Below are 18,568 nucleotides of genomic sequence, written 5' to 3' on the forward strand. Positions count from 1 at the left end.
ACTACCCGGCAATGGCTATAATCCGCCGCTAATCTCCAGGTGCCAGTGCATGAGTAAACGCAAATTAAACCGCCGCCAACAGTGGCGCGTCGCCAAGATCCAGCAGGAACGCGAGGCCCGTGCGCGCAAACGTGAAGAATCCGCGGAACAAGCTCTGGACGACGGTCAGCTGGCCCAGGAGCAAACAGGTCTGGTCATCGCCAATTATGGCACCCAGATTTTGGTGGAAAGTGAGAGTGATGCCTCCCTGCGCCAGCGCTGCCACATGCGCGCCAATATCGACACTCTGGTGACCGGCGATCGCGTCGCCTGGCGCCCTGCCACCAACGATAGCGATGGCGGCTATGGGGTTGTAGGCGCGCGGTTGCCGCGCAACTCAGAGCTGCAGCGGCCGGATCGCTACGGGGACCTGAAAACCGTAGCGGCCAATATCGACCGCATTGTGATTGTTATAGCCCCCTACCCCGAGCCGTTCGCCAATGCCATCGACCGCTATCTGGTCGCTGCAGAGACCACCGGCATAGCGCCAATTTTACTGTTGAATAAGATTGACCTCATCGACGAAGGCAATCGCCAGGCACTGGATACCCTACTGGCCCCCTACCCCGACCTCGGCTACCCAGTGCTGCGTCTTTCCACTAAAACCGGCGAAGGCCTGCCACATCTGCTCGAAATCCTGGCCAAGGGCAGCAGCGTCTTTGTCGGACAGTCCGGTGTGGGTAAATCTTCGCTGGTCAATGCCCTGCTACCCAGCGCCGGCGCCCGTACCGGCGCCCTGTCCGAGGCAACCCTGAAGGGCACCCACACCACCACCGCGGCGGAACTGTTTCACCTGCCCAGCGGGGGCGATCTGATAGACTCTCCCGGCATCCGCGAGTTTGGCCTTTGGCATATGGAGGAGGCCGCGCTACTGGAGGGATTTGTGGAATTCCGCCCCTTTATCGGTCACTGCCGCTTTCGCGACTGCAGCCACCAGGGCGAACCCGGCTGTGCCATTCACGAGGCACTGGCCAACGGCGACATTAGTGAGCGCCGAATGAATAGCTTTTTACACCTGCGCAACAGCCTGGAATCGGAGAATAAATTTTGAACCTGATTATTGAGGCGGAAGAGCTCGCCGCCGAGCTGGAGCACGAGGAATTATTGGTTGTCGACCTCAGCTCCCTGCAAAACTATGTGAACGGACACATCCCCGGCGCCCTGCACCTGCCATTTCAGGCACTGATGGCGGGTACTGCCCCTGCGCCGGGTAAACTCCCCAGCTCCGAGCAGCTGACCCGAGTTTTTCGCGCTATTGGCCTGCGCCCGGAAACCCACGTAGTAGCTTGTGATGATGAGGGCGGCGGCTGGGCCGGACGCTTCCTGTGGACCCTGGAGTGTGTTGGCCACCGCAATTACAGCTACTTAAACGGCGGCATGCACGCCTGGCGCGGCGCCGGCTTGCCGCTGACCACTGAGGAATCACAGGTTACCCCAAGCGATATCGAGATCTCGATCGATACCGATGCCGCCATGAATGCCCAGGAAATCCAGGAGCATCTGGGCAACCCCGACTTCCTCGTTTGGGATGCCCGCTCCCCCCAGGAATACTGCGGAGAAAGGGTCTTGGCTACCAAGGGTGGTCATATTCCCGGCGCGATCAACTGCGAGTGGACCCAGCTGATGGACCCTCAGCGCGACCTGCGTATCCGCACCGATGCGCGCGAGCTACTCGCCAAGCTCGGCATCAATGAAGCACATAAAATCGTCACCCACTGCCAGAGTCATCACCGCTCCGGCTTTACCTGGCTGGTGGGTAAGTCCCTGGGTTTTGATATTCGCGCCTACCCAGGCTCCTGGAGTGAGTGGGGCAACCTGCCCAATACGCCCGTCGAACAGTAAGCATTACCGGAAAACGTTGTACCCGTATGAATCCAAAACTCTTTACCGCCCTGCAATACCTGACTCCGCAGCACGCTCTTTCCCGCGCTGCGGGCTGGCTGGCGAATACCGAGATCAAGTCGATCAAGGACCCCTTTACCCGCTGGTTTGTCGAGAAGTACGGTGTCGATATGCAGGAGGCCAAAGAGACCGATTGCACCGCCTATCGCACTTTCAACGACTTTTTTACCCGCGAACTCAAAGAGGGCGCACGGCCGATTGTCAGTAGCGAAGGTAGCCTAGCCTGTCCCGCAGACGGCGCTATTAGTCAGCTAGGTGCTATCCACAATGGACGCGTGTTCCAGGCCAAGGGGCACGACTACAGCCTGCTGGAACTGGTGGGCGGTGATCCCGAGTTGGCGGCCCAGTTTAACGACGGCCACTTCGCCACCGTGTACCTGTCACCCAAGGATTACCACCGGGTGCATATGCCTATCGACGGCACACTGCGCAGCATGACTTATGTACCGGGCCAGCTGTTCTCGGTCAACACCGTGACCGCCGAAAACGTACCGCGCCTGTTCGCCCGCAACGAACGCCTGGTGTGTGTATTCGATACGGTCGTTGGACCCATGGCCATGATTTTGGTAGGCGCCATGATCGTTGCCGGAATCGAGACCGTTTGGGCCGGTCAGGTGACTCCCCATACCCGCGAGATACGCAGCACCAACTATCGGGATAATGCACCGGTTCACCTGCGAAAAGGCGAGGAGATGGGGCGTTTTAAACTGGGTTCCACAGTGGTCATGTTGTTTGGGGCAGATCAGGTACGCTGGCTGGACAGCCTTGAGGCGGAAACCCCTGTGCGAATGGGTGAGTATTTCGGCAGCATGATAGCTGACGCCGACTAATTTTCCTTGAGAGCGGCAAGCTGCGCTGCTCTCAGGGCCTCCCTCTGGAAATAAATTACCTGGCCAGACGCGAAAAGAAGCGGGACAGTTGCCCACCACTATTGAAAAGATAATTGTCCCGCACTGCCGAGGTATTCACTTCGGGGTAAGCTCCTGGCTCTATATCCCGCACTATGCTGATCTTTTCCTCCGGTCGCATCTTGCCCCGCTCGATCAATTTTTCGGCGCGGTCTTCCGCAGCTGCCAGGTCAAACAGGTGCGGTTTGCTCAGTTGGCGCTTGTGCGCGTCCAGCACAATCATCACCTTCGGGCGCAAACGCCGGTCGTAAGTCTGCTCTACCACGACACCCACTTCGCCACTGGAGAGTTCTACCTGGGTACCGGTGGGATAGAGACCTATCGCCTGAATAAATTCGACAACCAGCTGTTCCTGGTAGGCGATGCCGCGCAGATCATAGAGTTCCGCCACGGCCTTGGAAGGCGCAATGGGCTGGCTGACGCCACGGGGGTTCGTTGCTTCATCGTAAAAAGTCACGATGCCACACATGCGCGCCAATACGGGAATCTTGTCACCGCGCAAACCGCCGGGATAACCACCACCATCGTGTCGCTCGCGATGAGCGCGCACAATATCGATTACCTGGGGGTCGACCTGGGCATCCGCCGATAGCATCTGCACGCTGTGCTGTACAAATTTGCGGTACTCCAGTTCGCTGCGCGGGTCGCGCTGGAGCATCTGCAGCACTTCTGCGGGAATCGATAACTTGCCCACATCCTTTAACAGGGTGGCCACCCCCAGCTGCACTAGCTCGTGCCGAGCCAAGCCGATATGCCGGCCAAACAGCACCGCCCAGATACTGGCGCGCACCGAGTGGCTGTAAGTGTGCTCATCCCTATCCCGCACACGCGCCAGCCAGGCAAAGGCATCCGGGCTACGCAGCACGCTCTCAACCAGATCCTCTACGACCCGATTCATCTGCGATACTGGTAATGGCCGGTTGCTGGCCACCAGCCCCATAACTTCACCCATGCCGCGTAATATCTGTCCGTGCAACTTGCGCGCGTTGCCGGCCTCGCGCTGGGCGGGCTGAGGCGGTGGGTAAGCTTTGTGGGAGACCGCAACCGGGCGGCAGGGAATGGTGACACGTATGGCAGCTCGACCCTGCCCTTTGGAACTTGCACCACTAGCACCGACCAAGCGGCGTAATGTAACTCCGGCACTACCTACCGTCTTGTGCACGTCCACATAGACAAAACGGCAGTACTTCTGCAGCTGACGAATCTCCTCCAAATCGCGGATATAAAATCCCTGTAGCGCGAATGGAGTCTGGGCCCAGGGCTTGTCTAACCTGGACACAAACATGCCGCGCTGGAGATCACCGACGGAGATTTTTGCCTGTTCGAGTGCCACTTGGGGAGGTACCGACCACTGTAATAAATGCCTGGAGACCGCCCTCAACAAGGGCCCCCGCTCTATATCTGGGGCCCCTCGGGCAAGCGCACATTTATATCACGGAGAGATATTGGCGAGCACCTATACAAAGTGAGACTGTATTCACAGACTCAGACACTAGATGCCACAGTTAAGCGTGATATTTTGCGGAAAGCTCAACCACTGCCTCGATCATGGCGCCTGCGTGGGTTGGGTCGACTTTCGGGGTAATACCGTGGCCAAGGTTGAAAACATGGCCGCTACCCTGGCCGTAGGACTGCAGCACAGCTTCCACTTCTTGGCGGATGCGCTCCGGGCTGGCGTAGAGCACGGAGGGATCCAGATTACCCTGCAGGGCAACGCGATCCCCAACTCGGGCGCGGGCACTGCCGATATCGGTGGTCCAGTCGAGCCCCAAGGCATCAGCACCGGTATCCGCCATCGCTTCCAACCACTGACCACCCCCTTTGGTGAACAGGATAGCGGGCACCCGGCGGCCATCGGCTTCTTTGATCAGACCACTGAGAATGCGCTGCATATATTGCAGGGAGAATTCGCGGTAGGCGCTGTGACTCAGGGCACCGCCCCAGGTATCGAAGATTTGTACCGCCTGGGCACCGGCGCGAATCTGTGCATTCAGGTAGTCGGTCACCGAATCGGCGAGTACGGTCAGCAGCTGGTGCATCAGCTCGGGGCGGTTGTAGAGCATTTCCTTACTGCGGGCAAAGTCTTTGCTGGAGCCGCCCTCGATCATGTAGGTGGCCAGGGTCCAGGGGCTGCCGGAAAAACCGATCAGCGGCACGCGGCCATTCAGCTCGCGGCGAATGGTGGACACCGCATTCATCACATAGTCCAGATCCCGTTCGCTGTTGACCACTTCCAATGCCTCGATATCAGCGGCAGTGCGCAGTGGTTTATGGAACTTGGGCCCCTCTCCCTCGGAGAAATACAGACCGAGGCCCATGGCATCGGGAATGGTGAGAATATCGGAGAACAAAATGGCCGCATCGAGAGGGTAGCGCTCCAGTGGCTGCAGGGTGACCTCGCACGCCAATTCGGTATTACGGCACAGATCCATAAAGCTACCAGCCTCGGCACGGCTGGCGCGGTACTCGGGTAGGTAGCGGCCCGCCTGGCGCATCATCCACACTGGCGTTCGATCCACGGGCTGGCGCAGCAGAGCGCGGAGAAAGCGGTCGTTTTTCAATTCGGACGGTTTGGTATCAGACATAGGTACACCGAGCGGGCTAAAAAAACGGCCATTGTACAGGGGGCGGGGCCACTAGATACAGAGTGGCAAAAATATCACTCGGGCAGGTTGAGAGCTGGGGCTAATAAACAAAATGGGAGGCGTAAAGCCTCCCATTCGCAACGGAGATAATCAGATGTCCAGATAATCGAGAATACCCTCGCCGGCCTGGCGCCCTTCCCAAATGGCTGTCACCACCAGGTCGGAACCGCGCACCATATCACCACCGGCAAAGACCTTCTCATTGGAGGTCTGGAACTTGTACTTTTGTTCTTCCGGGGCGACCACACCACCCCAGTCCGCCACTTCGATATTGTGCTCGGTAAACCACTCCGCCGGGCTCGGGCGGAAACCAAAAGCGACCAGTACAATATCTGCCGGGATTACCTCTTCGGAACCGGGTACCACCTGCGGGCGGCGACGGCCGTTTTCATCGGGCTCACCCAGCTCGGTAGTGACCACTTTCACCCCAGAGACCTTACCATCGCCAACAATCTCTACCGGCTGACGGTTGAACAGGAACTGTACGCCTTCCTCTTTGGCATTGACCACTTCGCGGCGAGAACCCGGCATATTTTCCTCATCGCGGCGATAGGCACAGGTCACGCTCTTGGCTCCCAGTCGGATAGAGCTGCGGTTACAATCCATGGCGGTGTCACCACCACCCAGCACCACTACGCGTTTGCCTTCCACCGAAACAAATTCCGCAGGGTCCTTCTCCCAGCCCATGTTGCGATTGACGTTGGCCACCAGGAACGGCAGGGCGTCGTGTACGCCGGGCAGATCCTCACCGGGGAAGCCACCCTTCATGTAGTTGTAGGTGCCCATCCCCAGGAAGACGGCATCATAGTCGTTGAGCAACTGTTCGAAACTGATGTCCTTGCCCACCTCGGTATTGAGGCAGAACTCCACCCCCATCTCGACAAACACCTCGCGGCGCTTTTCCATCACCGATTTTTCCAACTTGAATTCTGGGATGCCGAAAGTGATCAGGCCACCGATCTCCGGGTGCTTGTCGAAGACCACCGGCTGTACACCATTGCGTATCAGGATATCGGCGCAGCCCAGTCCGGCGGGGCCTGCGCCAACAATCGCGACTTTTTTACCAGTCTTTTCCACATGACTGAGATCCGGGCGCCAGCCCAGGGCGAAGGCGGTATCGGTGATGTATTTTTCCGCATTGCCGATAGTCACGGCGCCGAAACCATCGTTGAGGGTACAGGCGCCCTCACACAGGCGGTCCTGGGGGCAAACGCGTCCACATACTTCCGGCAGGGTGTTGGTCTCGTGGCAGAGTTCCGCCGCCTCGATCACATTCCCCTCGCTGATCAATTTCAACCAGTTGGGAATATAGTTATGCACCGGGCATTTCCACTCGCAATAAGGGTTGCCGCAGTCCAGGCAGCGGTGCGCCTGGCTCGCCACCTGGTTTTCACTGAATGGCTGGTAAATCTCCACAAACTCGCTGGTGCGGGTGATGATATCTTTCTTCGGCGGATCTATACGGGCCACGTCGATAAACTGGAAATCATTGTTCAGTCTGTCTTTCATACTGTCTCTCCCCAGCTTTATTCGCCGCGCTTGCGCACGTCAGAAAGAAGATCCGCAAGGCTCGCCGCCTTGGGTTTAACCAGCCAGAATCGGCTCAGGTAATCGTCGAAGTTATCCAGCAGCTCTTCACCCCAGGCGCTACCGGTCTCCGCGACATAGGTTTCGATTACCTCGCGCAGGTGACTCTGGTGCGGCTCAAGAATTTCACTACTGATACGGCGCAGCTCAATCAGCTCGTGGTTGCAACGGTCGAAGAAATCGCGCTCCAGGTCCAACACATAGGCAAAACCACCGGTCATACCGGCACCAAAGTTGTAGCCGGTGCGCCCCAGCACCGCGACCATTCCACCGGTCATATATTCACAGCAGTGATCGCCTGCGCCTTCCACCACGGCAAAGGCGCCGGAATTGCGCACGGCAAAGCGCTCGCCGGCGCGGCCTGCAGCGAACAACTTACCGCCCGTGGCGCCGTAAAGGCAGGTATTACCGACGATGCTGGTGTCCTGGGAGGCAAACTCACTGCCCTCAGGTGGGCGAATAACCAGCTTGCCGCCGGCCATGCCTTTACCCACATAATCGTTGGCATCCCCTTCGAGATACATCTCCAGGCCCCCGGCGTTCCAGACACCGAAAGACTGCCCCGCAACCCCTTTGAGGTTGAGTTTGATCGGCGCCTCTACCATGCCCTGGTTGCCATGACGTTTGGCGATCTCTCCGGAGAGACGCGCCCCCAGGGAACGGTCGCAGTTGGTCACTTTAAAGCTGAACTCACCACCAGACAGGCTTTCGATCGCAGGTAGGATTTCCTCCACCATGCGTTCAGCCAACTCGCCCTTATCCCAGGGCTCGTTCTTGGCCTGCTGGCAGGTTTGCGGTTTGCTATCGAGCAGCGCATCGGTATGTAACAGCGGCGACAGATCCAGTTTCTTCTGCTTGTCGGTTTCGCCCTCCAGGATTCGTAATAAATCCACGCGGCCAACCAGTTCCTCCATGGTGCGCACACCAATACTCGCCATCCACTCGCGAGTCTCCTCTGCAACAAAGCGAAAGAAGTTCATCGCCATCTCAGCGGTGCCGATATAGTGCTCGTCGCGCAGGTCCTTACGTTGGGTAGCGATACCGGTGGCACAGTTGTTCAGGTGACAGATACGCAGATATTTACAGCCGATGGCAACCATCGGAGCTGTGCCAAAGCCGAAACTCTCCGCGCCTAGGATTGCCGCCTTGACCACATCCAAACCGGTTTTGAGGCCGCCATCGGTCTGCACCCGCACCTTATCGCGCAAGTCATTGGCACGCAGGGTCTGGTGCGTTTCCGCCAGACCCAATTCCCACGGTGAGCCGGCATAGCGGATAGAGCTGATGGGGCTTGCGGCGGTGCCACCGTCGTAGCCGGAGATGGTAATCAAGTCCGCGTAGGCCTTTGCCACGCCGGCGGCGATAGTGCCAACCCCTGGACGGGACACCAGCTTCACCGACACCAGCGCATCCGGATTAACCTGTTTGAGGTCGTAGATCAGCTGGGCCAAATCCTCGATGGAGTAGATATCGTGGTGCGGTGGCGGTGAAATCAGGGTGACACCGGGCACTGAATAACGCAGCCGTGCAATCAGGTCATTCACCTTGCCGCCGGGCAGCTGACCACCCTCGCCGGGCTTAGCACCCTGAGCCACCTTGATCTGCAGTACTTCGGCATTGACCAGGTAGTGTGGCGTTACACCAAAGCGGCCAGAGGCGATTTGCTTAATTTTGGAGACTTTGTCGGTGCCAAAACGGGCCGGATCTTCACCACCCTCCCCGCTGTTGGAGCGCCCGCCCAGACGGTTCATAGCCTGGGCCAAGGATTCGTGCGCCTCAGGAGACAGAGCCCCCAGGGACATAGCCGCGGAGTCAAAGCGACGCACAATCTGCTCGACCGGCTCAACTTCGTCCAATGGCACCGGCTCGAGGTTTTCTTTGAAAACCAGCATATCCCGCAAGGTTGCCACCGGACGCCGATTGACCAGTTCGGAGTAATCGCGCCAAGCTGAGTAGTCCCCTGTACTGGCCGCACGACGCAGGGCCGTCACCACATCCGGGTTAAAAGTATGGTATTCGGTGCCGTGCACATATTTGTGCAGGCCGCCGGGGGACACCGGCTTACGCGACTTCCAGGCAATATCCGCGCGCGCGGCCATATCTGCCTGCAACTCGGCAAAGCCAGCACCTTCGATACGGGTTGGTGCACCAGGGAAACACAAGTTCACTACTTCTTTGGAGAGACCAACCAGCTCAAATAAAAGCGCGCCGCGGTAAGAGGCCACTGTGGAGATGCCCATTTTTGACAGAATCTTCAGCAGGCCCTTGATGATGCCGTTACGGTAATTCTTCTGCGCTTCCGCCGCATCCAGCAGCAGCTCACCCCTGTCGATCAGGTGATTGATAATGCTGTAGGAGAAATAGGGGTGCACTGCCGTGGCTCCCACACCCACCAGGCAGGCGAGCTGGTGTGCATCCCGCGCACTGGCAGTATCCACCACTACATTGGAATCACAGCGCAGACCGGCATGCACTAAATGATGGTGTACGGCGCCAGTGGCGAGGAGTGCATCTATGGGCAGATGGCCCTGGCGAATATCGCGGTCGGACAGCACCACAATCACGGTACCGGCACGGACAGAGGCTTCAACCTTGGCACATAAACGTTCGATAGCACCGTGCAAATCCAGCTCCGCCGGATCGTAGTTCAAGTCGAAAATCTCCGCGTCAAAGCCGGGACGATCCAGCGACAGTAACGCGGTGTACTTCATATGGGAAAGCACCGGCGAGGACAGGATCACGCGGTCGGCGTGCTCTGGCGTCTCCTCGAAAACGGATTTCTCACGCCCCAGACAGGTTTCCAGGGACATCACCACCGTTTCCCGCAATGGATCTATGGGGGGGTTGGTCACCTGGGCAAACTGCTGGCGAAAGTAGTCGTAGAGTGAGCGGTTGTAGCGAGACAGTACCGCCATCGGCGTATCGTCGCCCATGGAACCCACCGCTTCCTGGCCAGCTTCCGCCATAGGGCGCACCACCTTATCGCGTTCTTCCAGGGAAGAGCTGAACAGCTTCTGGTAGACCTTGAACTGCTGGTGGGAAAAATTGTTATCGACTGGCGCAGTTACCAGAGTCGAGCGGATACGGCGCGCCTTGTCCTTCAGCCAGCGCTTATACGGCTGGGCGCGTTTGAGCATATTGTCGATATCAGCAGTGTGGTACAGCTTGCCTTCCAGCGTATCCACCGAGAGCATCTGCCCGGGTCCAAGGCGCCCTTTGGCCACCACATCTTCCGGCGCATAGTTATAAACACCGACTTCGGAGGCCACGGTAATAATATCGTCTTTAGTAATTACCCAGCGGGACGGGCGAAGGCCGTTGCGGTCGAGGGTACATACCGCGTGGCGACCATCGGTCATCACCAGACCGGCAGGTCCATCCCAGGGCTCCATATGCATGGAGATATATTCATAGAAAGCGCGCAGATCTGCATCCATACCCTCAACGTTCTGCCAGGCCGGTGGCACCAGCATTCGCACTGCCCGGTGCAGCTCCATACCACCCGCCAACAGCATCTCCAGCATATTATCGAGGCTGGAGGAATCAGAGCCCTCGCGGTTCACCAGCGGTACCAGCTCATTCAGCTCGGGAATCAGCTCGGTGACAAATTTGTTGGTCCGCGCCACCGACCAGTTGCGGTTGCCGGTAATGGTATTGATTTCGCCATTGTGAGCCAGCAGGCGGAACGGCTGGGCCAGGGGCCAACGCGGCATGGTATTGGTGGAAAAGCGCTGGTGGAAAACGCAGATAGCGGTTTCCAGGCGCGGATCGGCCAGTTCGGGGAAGAATTTCGGCAGATCTGCCGGGATCATCAGCCCTTTGTAGGAAAGCACACTGGTAGAGAGACTGGCGATATAGACATCACCGCTCAGCTGCAGCTCGGCCTTGCGCCGGGCCACATACAACCGCGCATTAAAACGGGCTTCACCCAGCGGCTCCTCGCCATCGTTGATCAGCAGCTGCTCGAAACGGGGCTGGCAGTCCTTGGCAATTGGACCGAGACATTCGGGGTTGGTGGGCACCGTGCGCCAACCAACAATGCGCATACCCTGTGCCTGCAGCTCCCCTTCAAGGATTTTGCGGGCACTCTGCGCCTCACCTTCATCCAACGGCAACATTACAGAGCCTACGGCATAGGCCTCAGTTAGTTCCACCGCGAACAACTTTCGCGCTTCCTCACGCAGGAATTTATCAGGTTTCTGCAGCAGCAAACCGCAGCCATCACCCGTTTTGCCATCGGCGGCAATGCCGCCGCGATGGGTCATACAGGTGAGGGACTCAATGGCCGTCTGTACCAATTTATGGCTCGCCACCCCCTGTAAATGAGCGATCAGACCAAAACCACAGTTGTCCTTAAATTCATCCAACTGATACAGACTGCTACCCATAGAATTCCTCGTCACTATCGATTGGGGGACCACAGGCACTGCCGATAGCGGCCTGTCATGGGCAAAAATGGCTTAACGCTCGCGCTACGCTCTCCTGCGGTCCCTAGGTAAAAGATCCCGAGATAAAAAAAGCCCTCTTGTGGGGCTTCCTTTATTGTTCTTATTGGCGGTCATCTAGCCCCGCCATTATTATCGGGGGGCGCGCAATATTACTTGCTTGTCACTACTTTTTCAATGTTTCACAGTTTTTTTAACTGTCAAACAAAAATAAGTCAGATTTATTTCCTATACACTGAATTATAAATGACCGCGCTCCCTGAGAAGGAGCATTCGCGAAGAGCCTGTCATCTGGCACCACAGTTCCTTAGCGCATCTATAACTTTCTCTCTAGGCGTATCATCGACAACTTTCGCATCTCCCAGGGACCTTAGTAGCACCAGTCGCAACCTGCCATCCAATACTTTCTTATCTAACTGCATAGCTTCGAGAAAATCATCGACACTCATGTCGGCAGGAGACTCCTGAGGCAGCTGCGCCTTTTGCAGCAGCTTACGAACACGTTGGATTAATTCGTTGTCCACACTCCCCTGTAAATGCGAGAGCTCCAAGGCCATCATCATTCCAGCAGACACTGCCTCACCATGCAACCAGCGCCCGTAGCCTTGCACTGCCTCTATCGCATGCCCAAAGGTATGACCAAAATTCAATATGGCGCGCCGACCGGCCTCTCGTTCATCACTGGCGACAACTTCCGCCTTATCCCGACAACATCGATCCACCGCATAAGCCAAGGCCTTGGGGTCTCGGGATAACAGCGCATCGATATTAGTTTCAATCCAGTGAAAAAATGGTGCATCGCATATCAATCCGTACTTAATCACCTCCGCAATACCAGCAGAGAACTCACGGTCTGGCAAAGTCCCCAAAGTATCCATATCGGCAAGTACCAATCGGGGCTGGTAAAAAGCCCCAATCATATTTTTGCCCAGAGGGTGATTGACGCCCGTCTTCCCCCCGACAGAGGAGTCCACTTGGGCAAGGAGTGTGGTGGGCACCTGGATGAAATCGACACCGCGCTGGTAGCAGGCAGCGGCAAAACCACACATATCCCCCACAACGCCGCCACCAAGTGCAATGAGCGTGGTAGTGCGGTTGTGCCTCTGCTCCAATAGAGTATCGAAAATTCGATTGATGGTATCCAGGGTTTTAAAGGCCTCCCCATCGGGTAGCTCGACCACATCCACCTTATCGAAATCAGAGAGACCCTGCAGTAATCGGGATAAATACAAGGGGGCTACAGTCTCATTAGTTACCACACAGATCTGGCGCCCGCGGATATAAGGCAGCAGGTATTGAGAGTCTCCAAGTAACTTGGACCCAATCACAATGGGGTAACTGCGCTCCCCCAGCTCCACATTAAAACAGTGCACAATACTCTCCTTCCCACTAGCGCCAATAAGTAACGCATTGAGTTAATGAGACGCACTTTAGCACAGAGTGAAAAAAGGTTATTGGGAGAGGCTTGCCAGAAGACGCTCAGTGACCAGGGCTGATGCTTGCTTGGGGGTTAGGTCATCAGTGTCGCAGATAACATCCGCTACTTCACGGTAAAGAGGGGCGCGCTCATGCAAAATTTCTTCTATGCGCGCGCGAGGATTGGGCACTCGTAAAAGCGGGCGATTGCTGTTCTTGGAAGTGCGCTCTAAAAGCTGCTCCACCCCGGCCTGCAGGTAAACCACATGACCAAACTTTTGTAGCAGTCTCCGGTTTTCCTCTAAAAGAACGATCCCGCCACCGGTGCCAATAACCTGGCAGACGCCCTGACAGAGCTCTTCCAGAACTTCACTTTCGCGGCGACGGAAACCAGCTTCGCCCTCGACATCAAATATCCAGGGAATATCTGCCCCTGTGCGTTCTTCCAGCACCTTATCGGTATCGGCAAAAGGCAGCTGTAATTGAGCCGCCAACAATTTGCCGATCGTAGATTTGCCCGCCCCCATAGGGCCGACAAGAAAGATGGAGCGGTTAATCACTTAGATAATAAAGTCTCGTTTTCTATGATACGGGGGGTAATAAACATCAGTATCTCGCGCTTATCATCGGTTCTAATAGTTTTCTTGAATAAATTACCCAGGTATGGAATATCTCCCAATAGAGGAACTTTAGTTTCTCCTTCGAGCATATTACTCTCAAAAACTCCGCCGAGGACGATAGTTTCTCCATTACCCACCAGCACTTTTGTTTGTAAAGTATTCACGTTAATAGATGGAATTTGGTTACTGCTACTAACACTAAAGTAATCACCAACAGAATTCTGTTCAATATTCAACGCCATAATAATATTGTTGTCCGGGGTAATTTGGGGAAGAACCTGAAGTTCAAGTACCGCTTCACGGAATGTTACCGAAGCGGCACCTGAAGAGGTAGCTTCAAGATAAGGTATTTCCACCCCCGATTGAATCGTTGCTTCCTGCTTATCTCCCGTTACAACTTTCGGCTGTGATACGATTTCTGCCATACCCACATCTTCCATCGCAGAGAGCTCCAGGCCCAAGTAGAAATCATTTTTTAATATTGCGTATGCAATATTACCCGCTCGAGATGCAACCCCTAGGTCTACCATTAAAGGATGGTGTCCGCTTAGTGTTGTCTCAAGATTCTGTCCTGTACCGCCTACCCCTACTCCATTTTGACTTCCTGAAACAACTCCGAGGGCTTCGTCAGTGAGCTCAGTTGTACCAATATAATCCCAGGTCACACCAAGCTCTCGTTTAAAATCAGTATTGGCAGTGACGATTCGAGCCTCAATCATGACCTGTCGGATTGGAACATCAATAACTTCTATCAGCTCACGAAATTGGGCAATTTTTTCTTCCGTATCGGTGAGAATAATTGTGTTTGTACGTTCATCAACAATGGCACTACCTCTCGATGAAAGAATACTCGCATTTTTATTAGCGCCATCAGCGCCTCCCCCTGCAAAGCCACCTTGACCTGAGGCATCGCTGCCTTTTCCGGAAAATAAATTGAATAGTTCACCCGCATCAGCATAGCGAACCGCAATATATTCAGTACGCAGCGGTGCCAACTCTTCGAGTTGCTTACGAGTTTCTAGCTCCTGCCGCTCACGCTCAGCAATTTCAGCAGCAGGAGCCACCATGATAACACTACCTTCCTGGCGTTTATCCAAGCCCTTGGCCTTAAGAATCAGAGTCAGGGCTTGATCCCACGGCACTCCATCAAGACGCAGAGTAATGCGACCCTGAACTGTATCACTGGCTACTAAATTGAGATCAGTAAAATCAGCAATAATTTGTAGTACAGAGCGAACTTCAATATCTTGGAAGTTTAGAGAGAGCTTTTTCCCTGTGAATTGAAACTCTTTTTCCTTCTCACGAATTTCCGCTGCTGACAGGGGCTTTACACTAAGTACATACTGGTTATCCGCTTGATATGCAAGATAATCATAATCTGTGTCTGTAGGATCAACAGCAATTACGGTATTGTGACCATCGCTATCTACCGTAATCGCATTTACTGGGGTTGCAAAGTCGGTCACATCAAGTCGCTGGCGAAGAGATTCAGGCAATTCTGCACCCAGAAAGGTTAAATAGATTTTGCCGTTGGTACGCTCAACATCAATATTTACGGCCGGGTTGGAAAGACTAACGATAACTTTACCTTCCCCTTCTTCTCCGCGACGAAAATCAACATTGTTCACCGCGATAGAATCTAATGCGCGAAAATTTTTCTCCCCCCCCAAATCCAATCCGCCATCATGAGAAACTTCACTAGGCAAAGCTGCGACTGCCCCTGTAGTTGCAGTATTTGCTCCAATCTCCATTATCAGTTGATTGCCTTTGCGCTCACTGGTATAGATGGGCAGCTGATCCAAATTCACAATAAGTCGAGTACGGGCATCATTAGAAACAACTACCGCACTTCTTGCCCCACCTATTCCAAGCGAGAACTTTTTTTGGGGCAGTGCACTCTCGACGCCAGCAAAGTCCATCACAATCCGCGCAGGTTGCTCAATCGTATAACCCGTGGGCTCTGGAGGTACATCACTAAAGGTTAAACGTAGCTGTACGCGACTGCCGGGCAACTCAGAAAACTGTATATCGTTCAACTGGTTGGCCTGGGCTTGCAGCGCCACAGGTATCATCATTATGATGGCGAACAGCAAAAGCTGAAACGGCGCCAAACACTTAGCGAACTGCTTGTTAATCATTATCCGTTGCCCTTTTCTTTCAACGTCAGTGCTCGCGGCCTCTCTATCCAGCCACCAGTGCCATCTGGCACAATTTCCAATACATCGAGCTGTGAAGCTGTTGTATTCACCACTCTCCCGTGATTTTTCCCCAAGTAATTACCCACGGTTACTCTATGAATCCCGCCTTCGCCATCATCAATCAAAGCCCACAACTGCCCATCCCTCGACAAAGTGCCAACCATGGATAAAGCATCAAAATTAATTCGCTCCAATAATTCACGCTGCCGACTCATATCAGGTGCTATGTCTAGTCTTCGGCCAACTAATCTCTGCTCTGATTCAAGCACTGGTCTAGCGAAAGGGCTTCGCATTGCTGTTGCACTATAAACATACGGGCTATAGGGAGTAAAAGTAGGTATTGGCTCTATTTGTCCCTTTGGCCTACGCTCAACTTCAGCCATTTTTTCAAATAAATCACTATGATCGGTATTTAAACTACACCCTGAGGTAACCAAGAGACACGCAGGGAAAAGGTACTTTTTCATCCCTCCTCTCCCTGATCCTTATAGCGATAGGTCTTCGCATTAATTAACATGTTGAGCATGCCAGCACCATCTCGGTTGGTAGAGATAGTGAAATCATGCAATGTCACAATCCTTGGCATACCGGCTATTCCACTAATAAACGATCCAAATTCGTGATATCCACCTTGAACTTGTATCTTGATAGGTAATTCAACATAAAACTCACCTACCAACTCTTTTTCCAGTTCCACTTTTTCGATCGCTAATCCGCTGCCTCGCCCATATTCATCAATATCTTCAAGCAATCCAGGAACTTCTGTGTCCTTCGGCAATTGCTTTAATAAAGCACCAAAAGTTTCCTCCATTTCCACAAGCTGGGCACGATAAGCATCCAGATTGGCAGCCTCAAATTGTTTTTGCTCAAACTGACCGAATAATTCTTGCTCTTTTTTACTGGCAAACTCGAGCTTATCGTAAAGATCTCCCACCCAAGCGTAATAACCTGCACAAGCCAAGACAGCGACAACTAGCACTAATAGAGTTAAACGCCCTGCTAGAGGCCAAACTCCCATACGGCTAAAATCTAAATCATTAACATCCAGCTCTTGAAGCTGTTTAAGCGTATCCGCCAATGCCATTTTTATTTCCCTTTAGTTGGCCACGCCATGACCTTCATCTTTACTCTTGCGCCCGCTTAAATGCACGGTGAGCTGGAATGCGCTGGCCTGTTCGCCAAAAGCTGGGCTTGCGGTGACATCGGTGAGATTGGGGGATTCATACCAGTTCGACTGATCCAGGTTGCGCATAAAGGAGGAGACCCGATTATTTGACTCGGCGATTCCAGACACACTTAGGCCATTTCCCTTACGCTCAAGGGAGGTCAGCCAAAGTCCTTCCGGAGTTGCCTGTACCAGCTCATCAAAATAACGCACTGCCAGAGGGCGGTTCCCCTGAAGCTCCTGAATAACGCGCATACGATCGATCAATTCCTGGCGACGCTTTTTCAGATCCTTAATTTCGCTTACTTGTTTATTGAGCGCGTCAATCTTGACCTGCAATATCTGGTTGCGCTCATTTTGCAAGGCAACCTGTTGGTCAACCGTTTTCATCCACAAAAAAACCGACAACGCCGCAGCCATAATTACCAGCACTAGTACCTGCTGAAATTCTTTCTGCTTCTGTGCTCGATATTCCTGACGCCAGGGGAGTAGATTAATTTTAGCCATCTCAGTAGTCCTTCTCCCGCATGGCGAGTCCTGCAGCGATCATCAGGCCCGGGGCCTCTTTAGCGAGTGCCTTTTGATTCACCTTTGAAGAGGTCGCCATTTTGTAGAAGGGATTGGCCACTACAGTCGGTTTACCCAACTTTTCGCCGACCAGGCCGGGCAGCCCTTCCATTGCGGCAACACCACCACTAAGTAGTATGTAATCAACATCGCTATAAGAGGTCGAGGAGTAAAAAAACTGCAGTGCACGGGTAACTTGCTGAATAACCGCATCGCGGAACGGTTCCAATACCTCGGCAAAGTAGTCATCTGGTAGCCCACTGCCCCCCTGATGTTTAGCCAGGGATGCCTCCTCGGCGGAGAGGCCGTAGCGCCGCTGTATCTCATCTGTGAGCTGGCGACCACCGAAAAGCTGTTCACGAGTGTAAACTGTCTTGCCATCTACCAATACGGACAAAGCGCTCATGGTCGCACCGATATCTACTACCGCAACAACCAGCTGCTCCTGAGGAGGAAACTGATCCTCCAGCAAGGTATAAGTGCGTTCAATGGCATAGGCTTCAACATCGACAACACCAGCCTCCAGCTCGGCCTCACCGAGGGCTGAAACCCGCTGCTCGATATTTTCGCTGCGGCACGCCGCCAGCAGCACCTCCACCTGATCATTACCCTTCTCAGAAGGCCCCTGTACTTCGAAGTCAAGGCTCACCTCTTCGAGGGGATAAGGAATGTATTGATCCGCTTCCAGGGCGATACGCGCTTCCAAATCCTCATCGGAGAGGTCTGCGGGCATTTCCAGGGTTTTGGTGATCACAGCAGAACCGGATACGGCTACAGCCGCGCGGCGCAAGCGGGTCTTGGAACGGCGCACTACTTTGCGGATCGCTTCCGCTGTGGCACCGACATCATTGATGTTCTTGTCCACTACCGCATTTGGTGGCAGAGGTTCCACGGCGTAACTTTCGACTCGATATTTATCGCCATTGCGACTTAGCTCCAGCAACTTTACTGCAGTCGAGCTAATATCCAGTCCCAACATGGCCTTTGGGCCTTTATCCAGAAAAGGGAAAATCCCCATTTTTCTTATCTTTTCCGTGGGTTATGAAAGTTTGATGTTATAGCACTTTAAATTACCG

At 54.3% G+C, this 18,568-nt stretch carries 14 protein-coding genes; 3 read left to right on the plus strand and 11 right to left on the minus strand.

What is annotated here, in order from left to right; genetic code table 11:
* Positions 1 to 49: 49 nt before the first annotated feature.
* From rsgA to asd, 3 genes are read left to right on the plus strand one after another with little or no spacing between them, the layout of a single operon-like run.
* Positions 50 to 1,090, plus strand: a complete 1,041-nt coding sequence (rsgA, locus tag LC073_RS03230; protein WP_226643428.1) for a small ribosomal subunit biogenesis GTPase RsgA — start codon at positions 50 to 52, stop codon at positions 1,088 to 1,090.
* Positions 1,087 to 1,881 (plus strand): sulfurtransferase, encoded by a 795-nt coding sequence (locus LC073_RS03235; RefSeq protein WP_226643431.1) that lies wholly within the window; start codon positions 1,087 to 1,089, stop codon positions 1,879 to 1,881. The genes rsgA and LC073_RS03235 overlap by 4 nt, the downstream gene beginning before the upstream one ends.
* A 26-nt stretch (positions 1,882 to 1,907) precedes the next feature.
* Positions 1,908 to 2,771: an archaetidylserine decarboxylase gene (asd, locus tag LC073_RS03240; RefSeq protein ID WP_226643442.1), complete on the plus strand. Its 864-nt coding sequence runs from the start codon at positions 1,908 to 1,910 to the stop codon at positions 2,769 to 2,771.
* A gap of 55 nt (positions 2,772 to 2,826) precedes the next feature.
* On the opposite strand, the gene LC073_RS03245 is transcribed toward asd, so the two are convergent.
* The 11 genes from LC073_RS03245 to LC073_RS03295 all read right to left on the minus strand — a co-directional run bounded on the left by LC073_RS03245 (position 2,827) and on the right by LC073_RS03295 (position 18,510).
* Positions 2,827 to 4,230: an HD-GYP domain-containing protein gene (locus LC073_RS03245; RefSeq protein ID WP_226643444.1), complete on the minus strand. Its 1,404-nt coding sequence runs from the start codon at positions 4,228 to 4,230 to the stop codon at positions 2,827 to 2,829.
* 124 nt (positions 4,231 to 4,354) lie between these two features.
* Positions 4,355 to 5,434: a uroporphyrinogen decarboxylase gene (gene hemE / locus LC073_RS03250; protein WP_226643446.1), complete on the minus strand. Its 1,080-nt coding sequence runs from the start codon at positions 5,432 to 5,434 to the stop codon at positions 4,355 to 4,357.
* Positions 5,435 to 5,584: 150 nt separating this feature from the next.
* The gene (locus LC073_RS03255; RefSeq protein WP_226643448.1) at positions 5,585 to 7,003 is read right to left on the minus strand and encodes an FAD-dependent oxidoreductase; all 1,419 of its coding nucleotides are present in this window, start codon (positions 7,001 to 7,003) and stop codon (positions 5,585 to 5,587) included.
* A gap of 17 nt (positions 7,004 to 7,020) precedes the next feature.
* Positions 7,021 to 11,469, minus strand: coding sequence for a glutamate synthase large subunit (gene gltB, locus LC073_RS03260; RefSeq protein WP_226643450.1), 4,449 nt, complete (start codon positions 11,467 to 11,469; stop codon positions 7,021 to 7,023).
* Between the two features lie 344 nt (positions 11,470 to 11,813).
* Positions 11,814 to 12,899 (minus strand): 3-dehydroquinate synthase, encoded by a 1,086-nt coding sequence (gene aroB, locus LC073_RS03265; RefSeq protein ID WP_226643453.1) that lies wholly within the window; start codon positions 12,897 to 12,899, stop codon positions 11,814 to 11,816.
* A 78-nt stretch (positions 12,900 to 12,977) separates the two neighbouring features.
* Positions 12,978 to 13,502 carry a shikimate kinase AroK gene (gene aroK / locus LC073_RS03270; protein WP_319004704.1) on the minus strand — a complete coding sequence of 175 codons (525 nt, stop codon included), beginning with the start codon at positions 13,500 to 13,502 and terminating at the stop codon, positions 12,978 to 12,980.
* Positions 13,499 to 15,700: a type IV pilus secretin PilQ gene (gene pilQ / locus LC073_RS03275; protein ID WP_226643455.1), complete on the minus strand. Its 2,202-nt coding sequence runs from the start codon at positions 15,698 to 15,700 to the stop codon at positions 13,499 to 13,501. Before pilQ ends, aroK begins: the two co-directional genes overlap by 4 nt.
* Positions 15,700 to 16,227 carry a pilus assembly protein PilP gene (locus LC073_RS03280; protein WP_226643457.1) on the minus strand — a complete coding sequence of 176 codons (528 nt, stop codon included), beginning with the start codon at positions 16,225 to 16,227 and terminating at the stop codon, positions 15,700 to 15,702. The genes pilQ and LC073_RS03280 overlap by 1 nt, the downstream gene beginning before the upstream one ends.
* Positions 16,224 to 16,844: a type 4a pilus biogenesis protein PilO gene (locus LC073_RS03285; protein ID WP_226643459.1), complete on the minus strand. Its 621-nt coding sequence runs from the start codon at positions 16,842 to 16,844 to the stop codon at positions 16,224 to 16,226. The genes LC073_RS03280 and LC073_RS03285 overlap by 4 nt, the downstream gene beginning before the upstream one ends.
* A 12-nt stretch (positions 16,845 to 16,856) precedes the next feature.
* Positions 16,857 to 17,432: a PilN domain-containing protein gene (locus LC073_RS03290; protein WP_226643461.1), complete on the minus strand. Its 576-nt coding sequence runs from the start codon at positions 17,430 to 17,432 to the stop codon at positions 16,857 to 16,859.
* 1 nt (position 17,433) lies between these two features.
* Positions 17,434 to 18,510, minus strand: a complete 1,077-nt coding sequence (locus tag LC073_RS03295; protein ID WP_226643463.1) for a pilus assembly protein PilM — start codon at positions 18,508 to 18,510, stop codon at positions 17,434 to 17,436.
* Between the last annotated feature and the right edge of the window lie 58 nt (positions 18,511 to 18,568).

This window comes from Microbulbifer variabilis, assembly GCF_020524905.1.
Classification (GTDB): Bacteria; Pseudomonadota; Gammaproteobacteria; order Pseudomonadales; family Cellvibrionaceae; genus Microbulbifer; species Microbulbifer variabilis_A.

What these genes read in the sequence shown, in the direction of transcription:
- rsgA (WP_226643428.1), top strand. Translation starts at nt 50, where the DNA reads ATGAGTAAACGCAAATTAAACCGCCGCCAACAGTGGCGCGTCGCCAAG.
- asd (WP_226643442.1), top strand. Translation starts at nt 1,908, where the DNA reads ATGAATCCAAAACTCTTTACCGCCCTGCAATACCTGACTCCGCAGCAC.
- hemE (WP_226643446.1), bottom strand. Translation starts at nt 5,434, where the DNA reads ATGTCTGATACCAAACCGTCCGAATTGAAAAACGACCGCTTTCTCCGC.
- LC073_RS03255 (WP_226643448.1), bottom strand. Translation starts at nt 7,003, where the DNA reads ATGAAAGACAGACTGAACAATGATTTCCAGTTTATCGACGTGGCCCGT.
- gltB (WP_226643450.1), bottom strand. Translation starts at nt 11,469, where the DNA reads ATGGGTAGCAGTCTGTATCAGTTGGATGAATTTAAGGACAACTGTGGT.
- pilQ (WP_226643455.1), bottom strand. Translation starts at nt 15,700, where the DNA reads ATGATTAACAAGCAGTTCGCTAAGTGTTTGGCGCCGTTTCAGCTTTTG.
- LC073_RS03280 (WP_226643457.1), bottom strand. Translation starts at nt 16,227, where the DNA reads ATGAAAAAGTACCTTTTCCCTGCGTGTCTCTTGGTTACCTCAGGGTGT.
- LC073_RS03285 (WP_226643459.1), bottom strand. Translation starts at nt 16,844, where the DNA reads ATGGCATTGGCGGATACGCTTAAACAGCTTCAAGAGCTGGATGTTAAT.
- LC073_RS03290 (WP_226643461.1), bottom strand. Translation starts at nt 17,432, where the DNA reads ATGGCTAAAATTAATCTACTCCCCTGGCGTCAGGAATATCGAGCACAG.
- LC073_RS03295 (WP_226643463.1), bottom strand. Translation starts at nt 18,510, where the DNA reads ATGGGGATTTTCCCTTTTCTGGATAAAGGCCCAAAGGCCATGTTGGGA.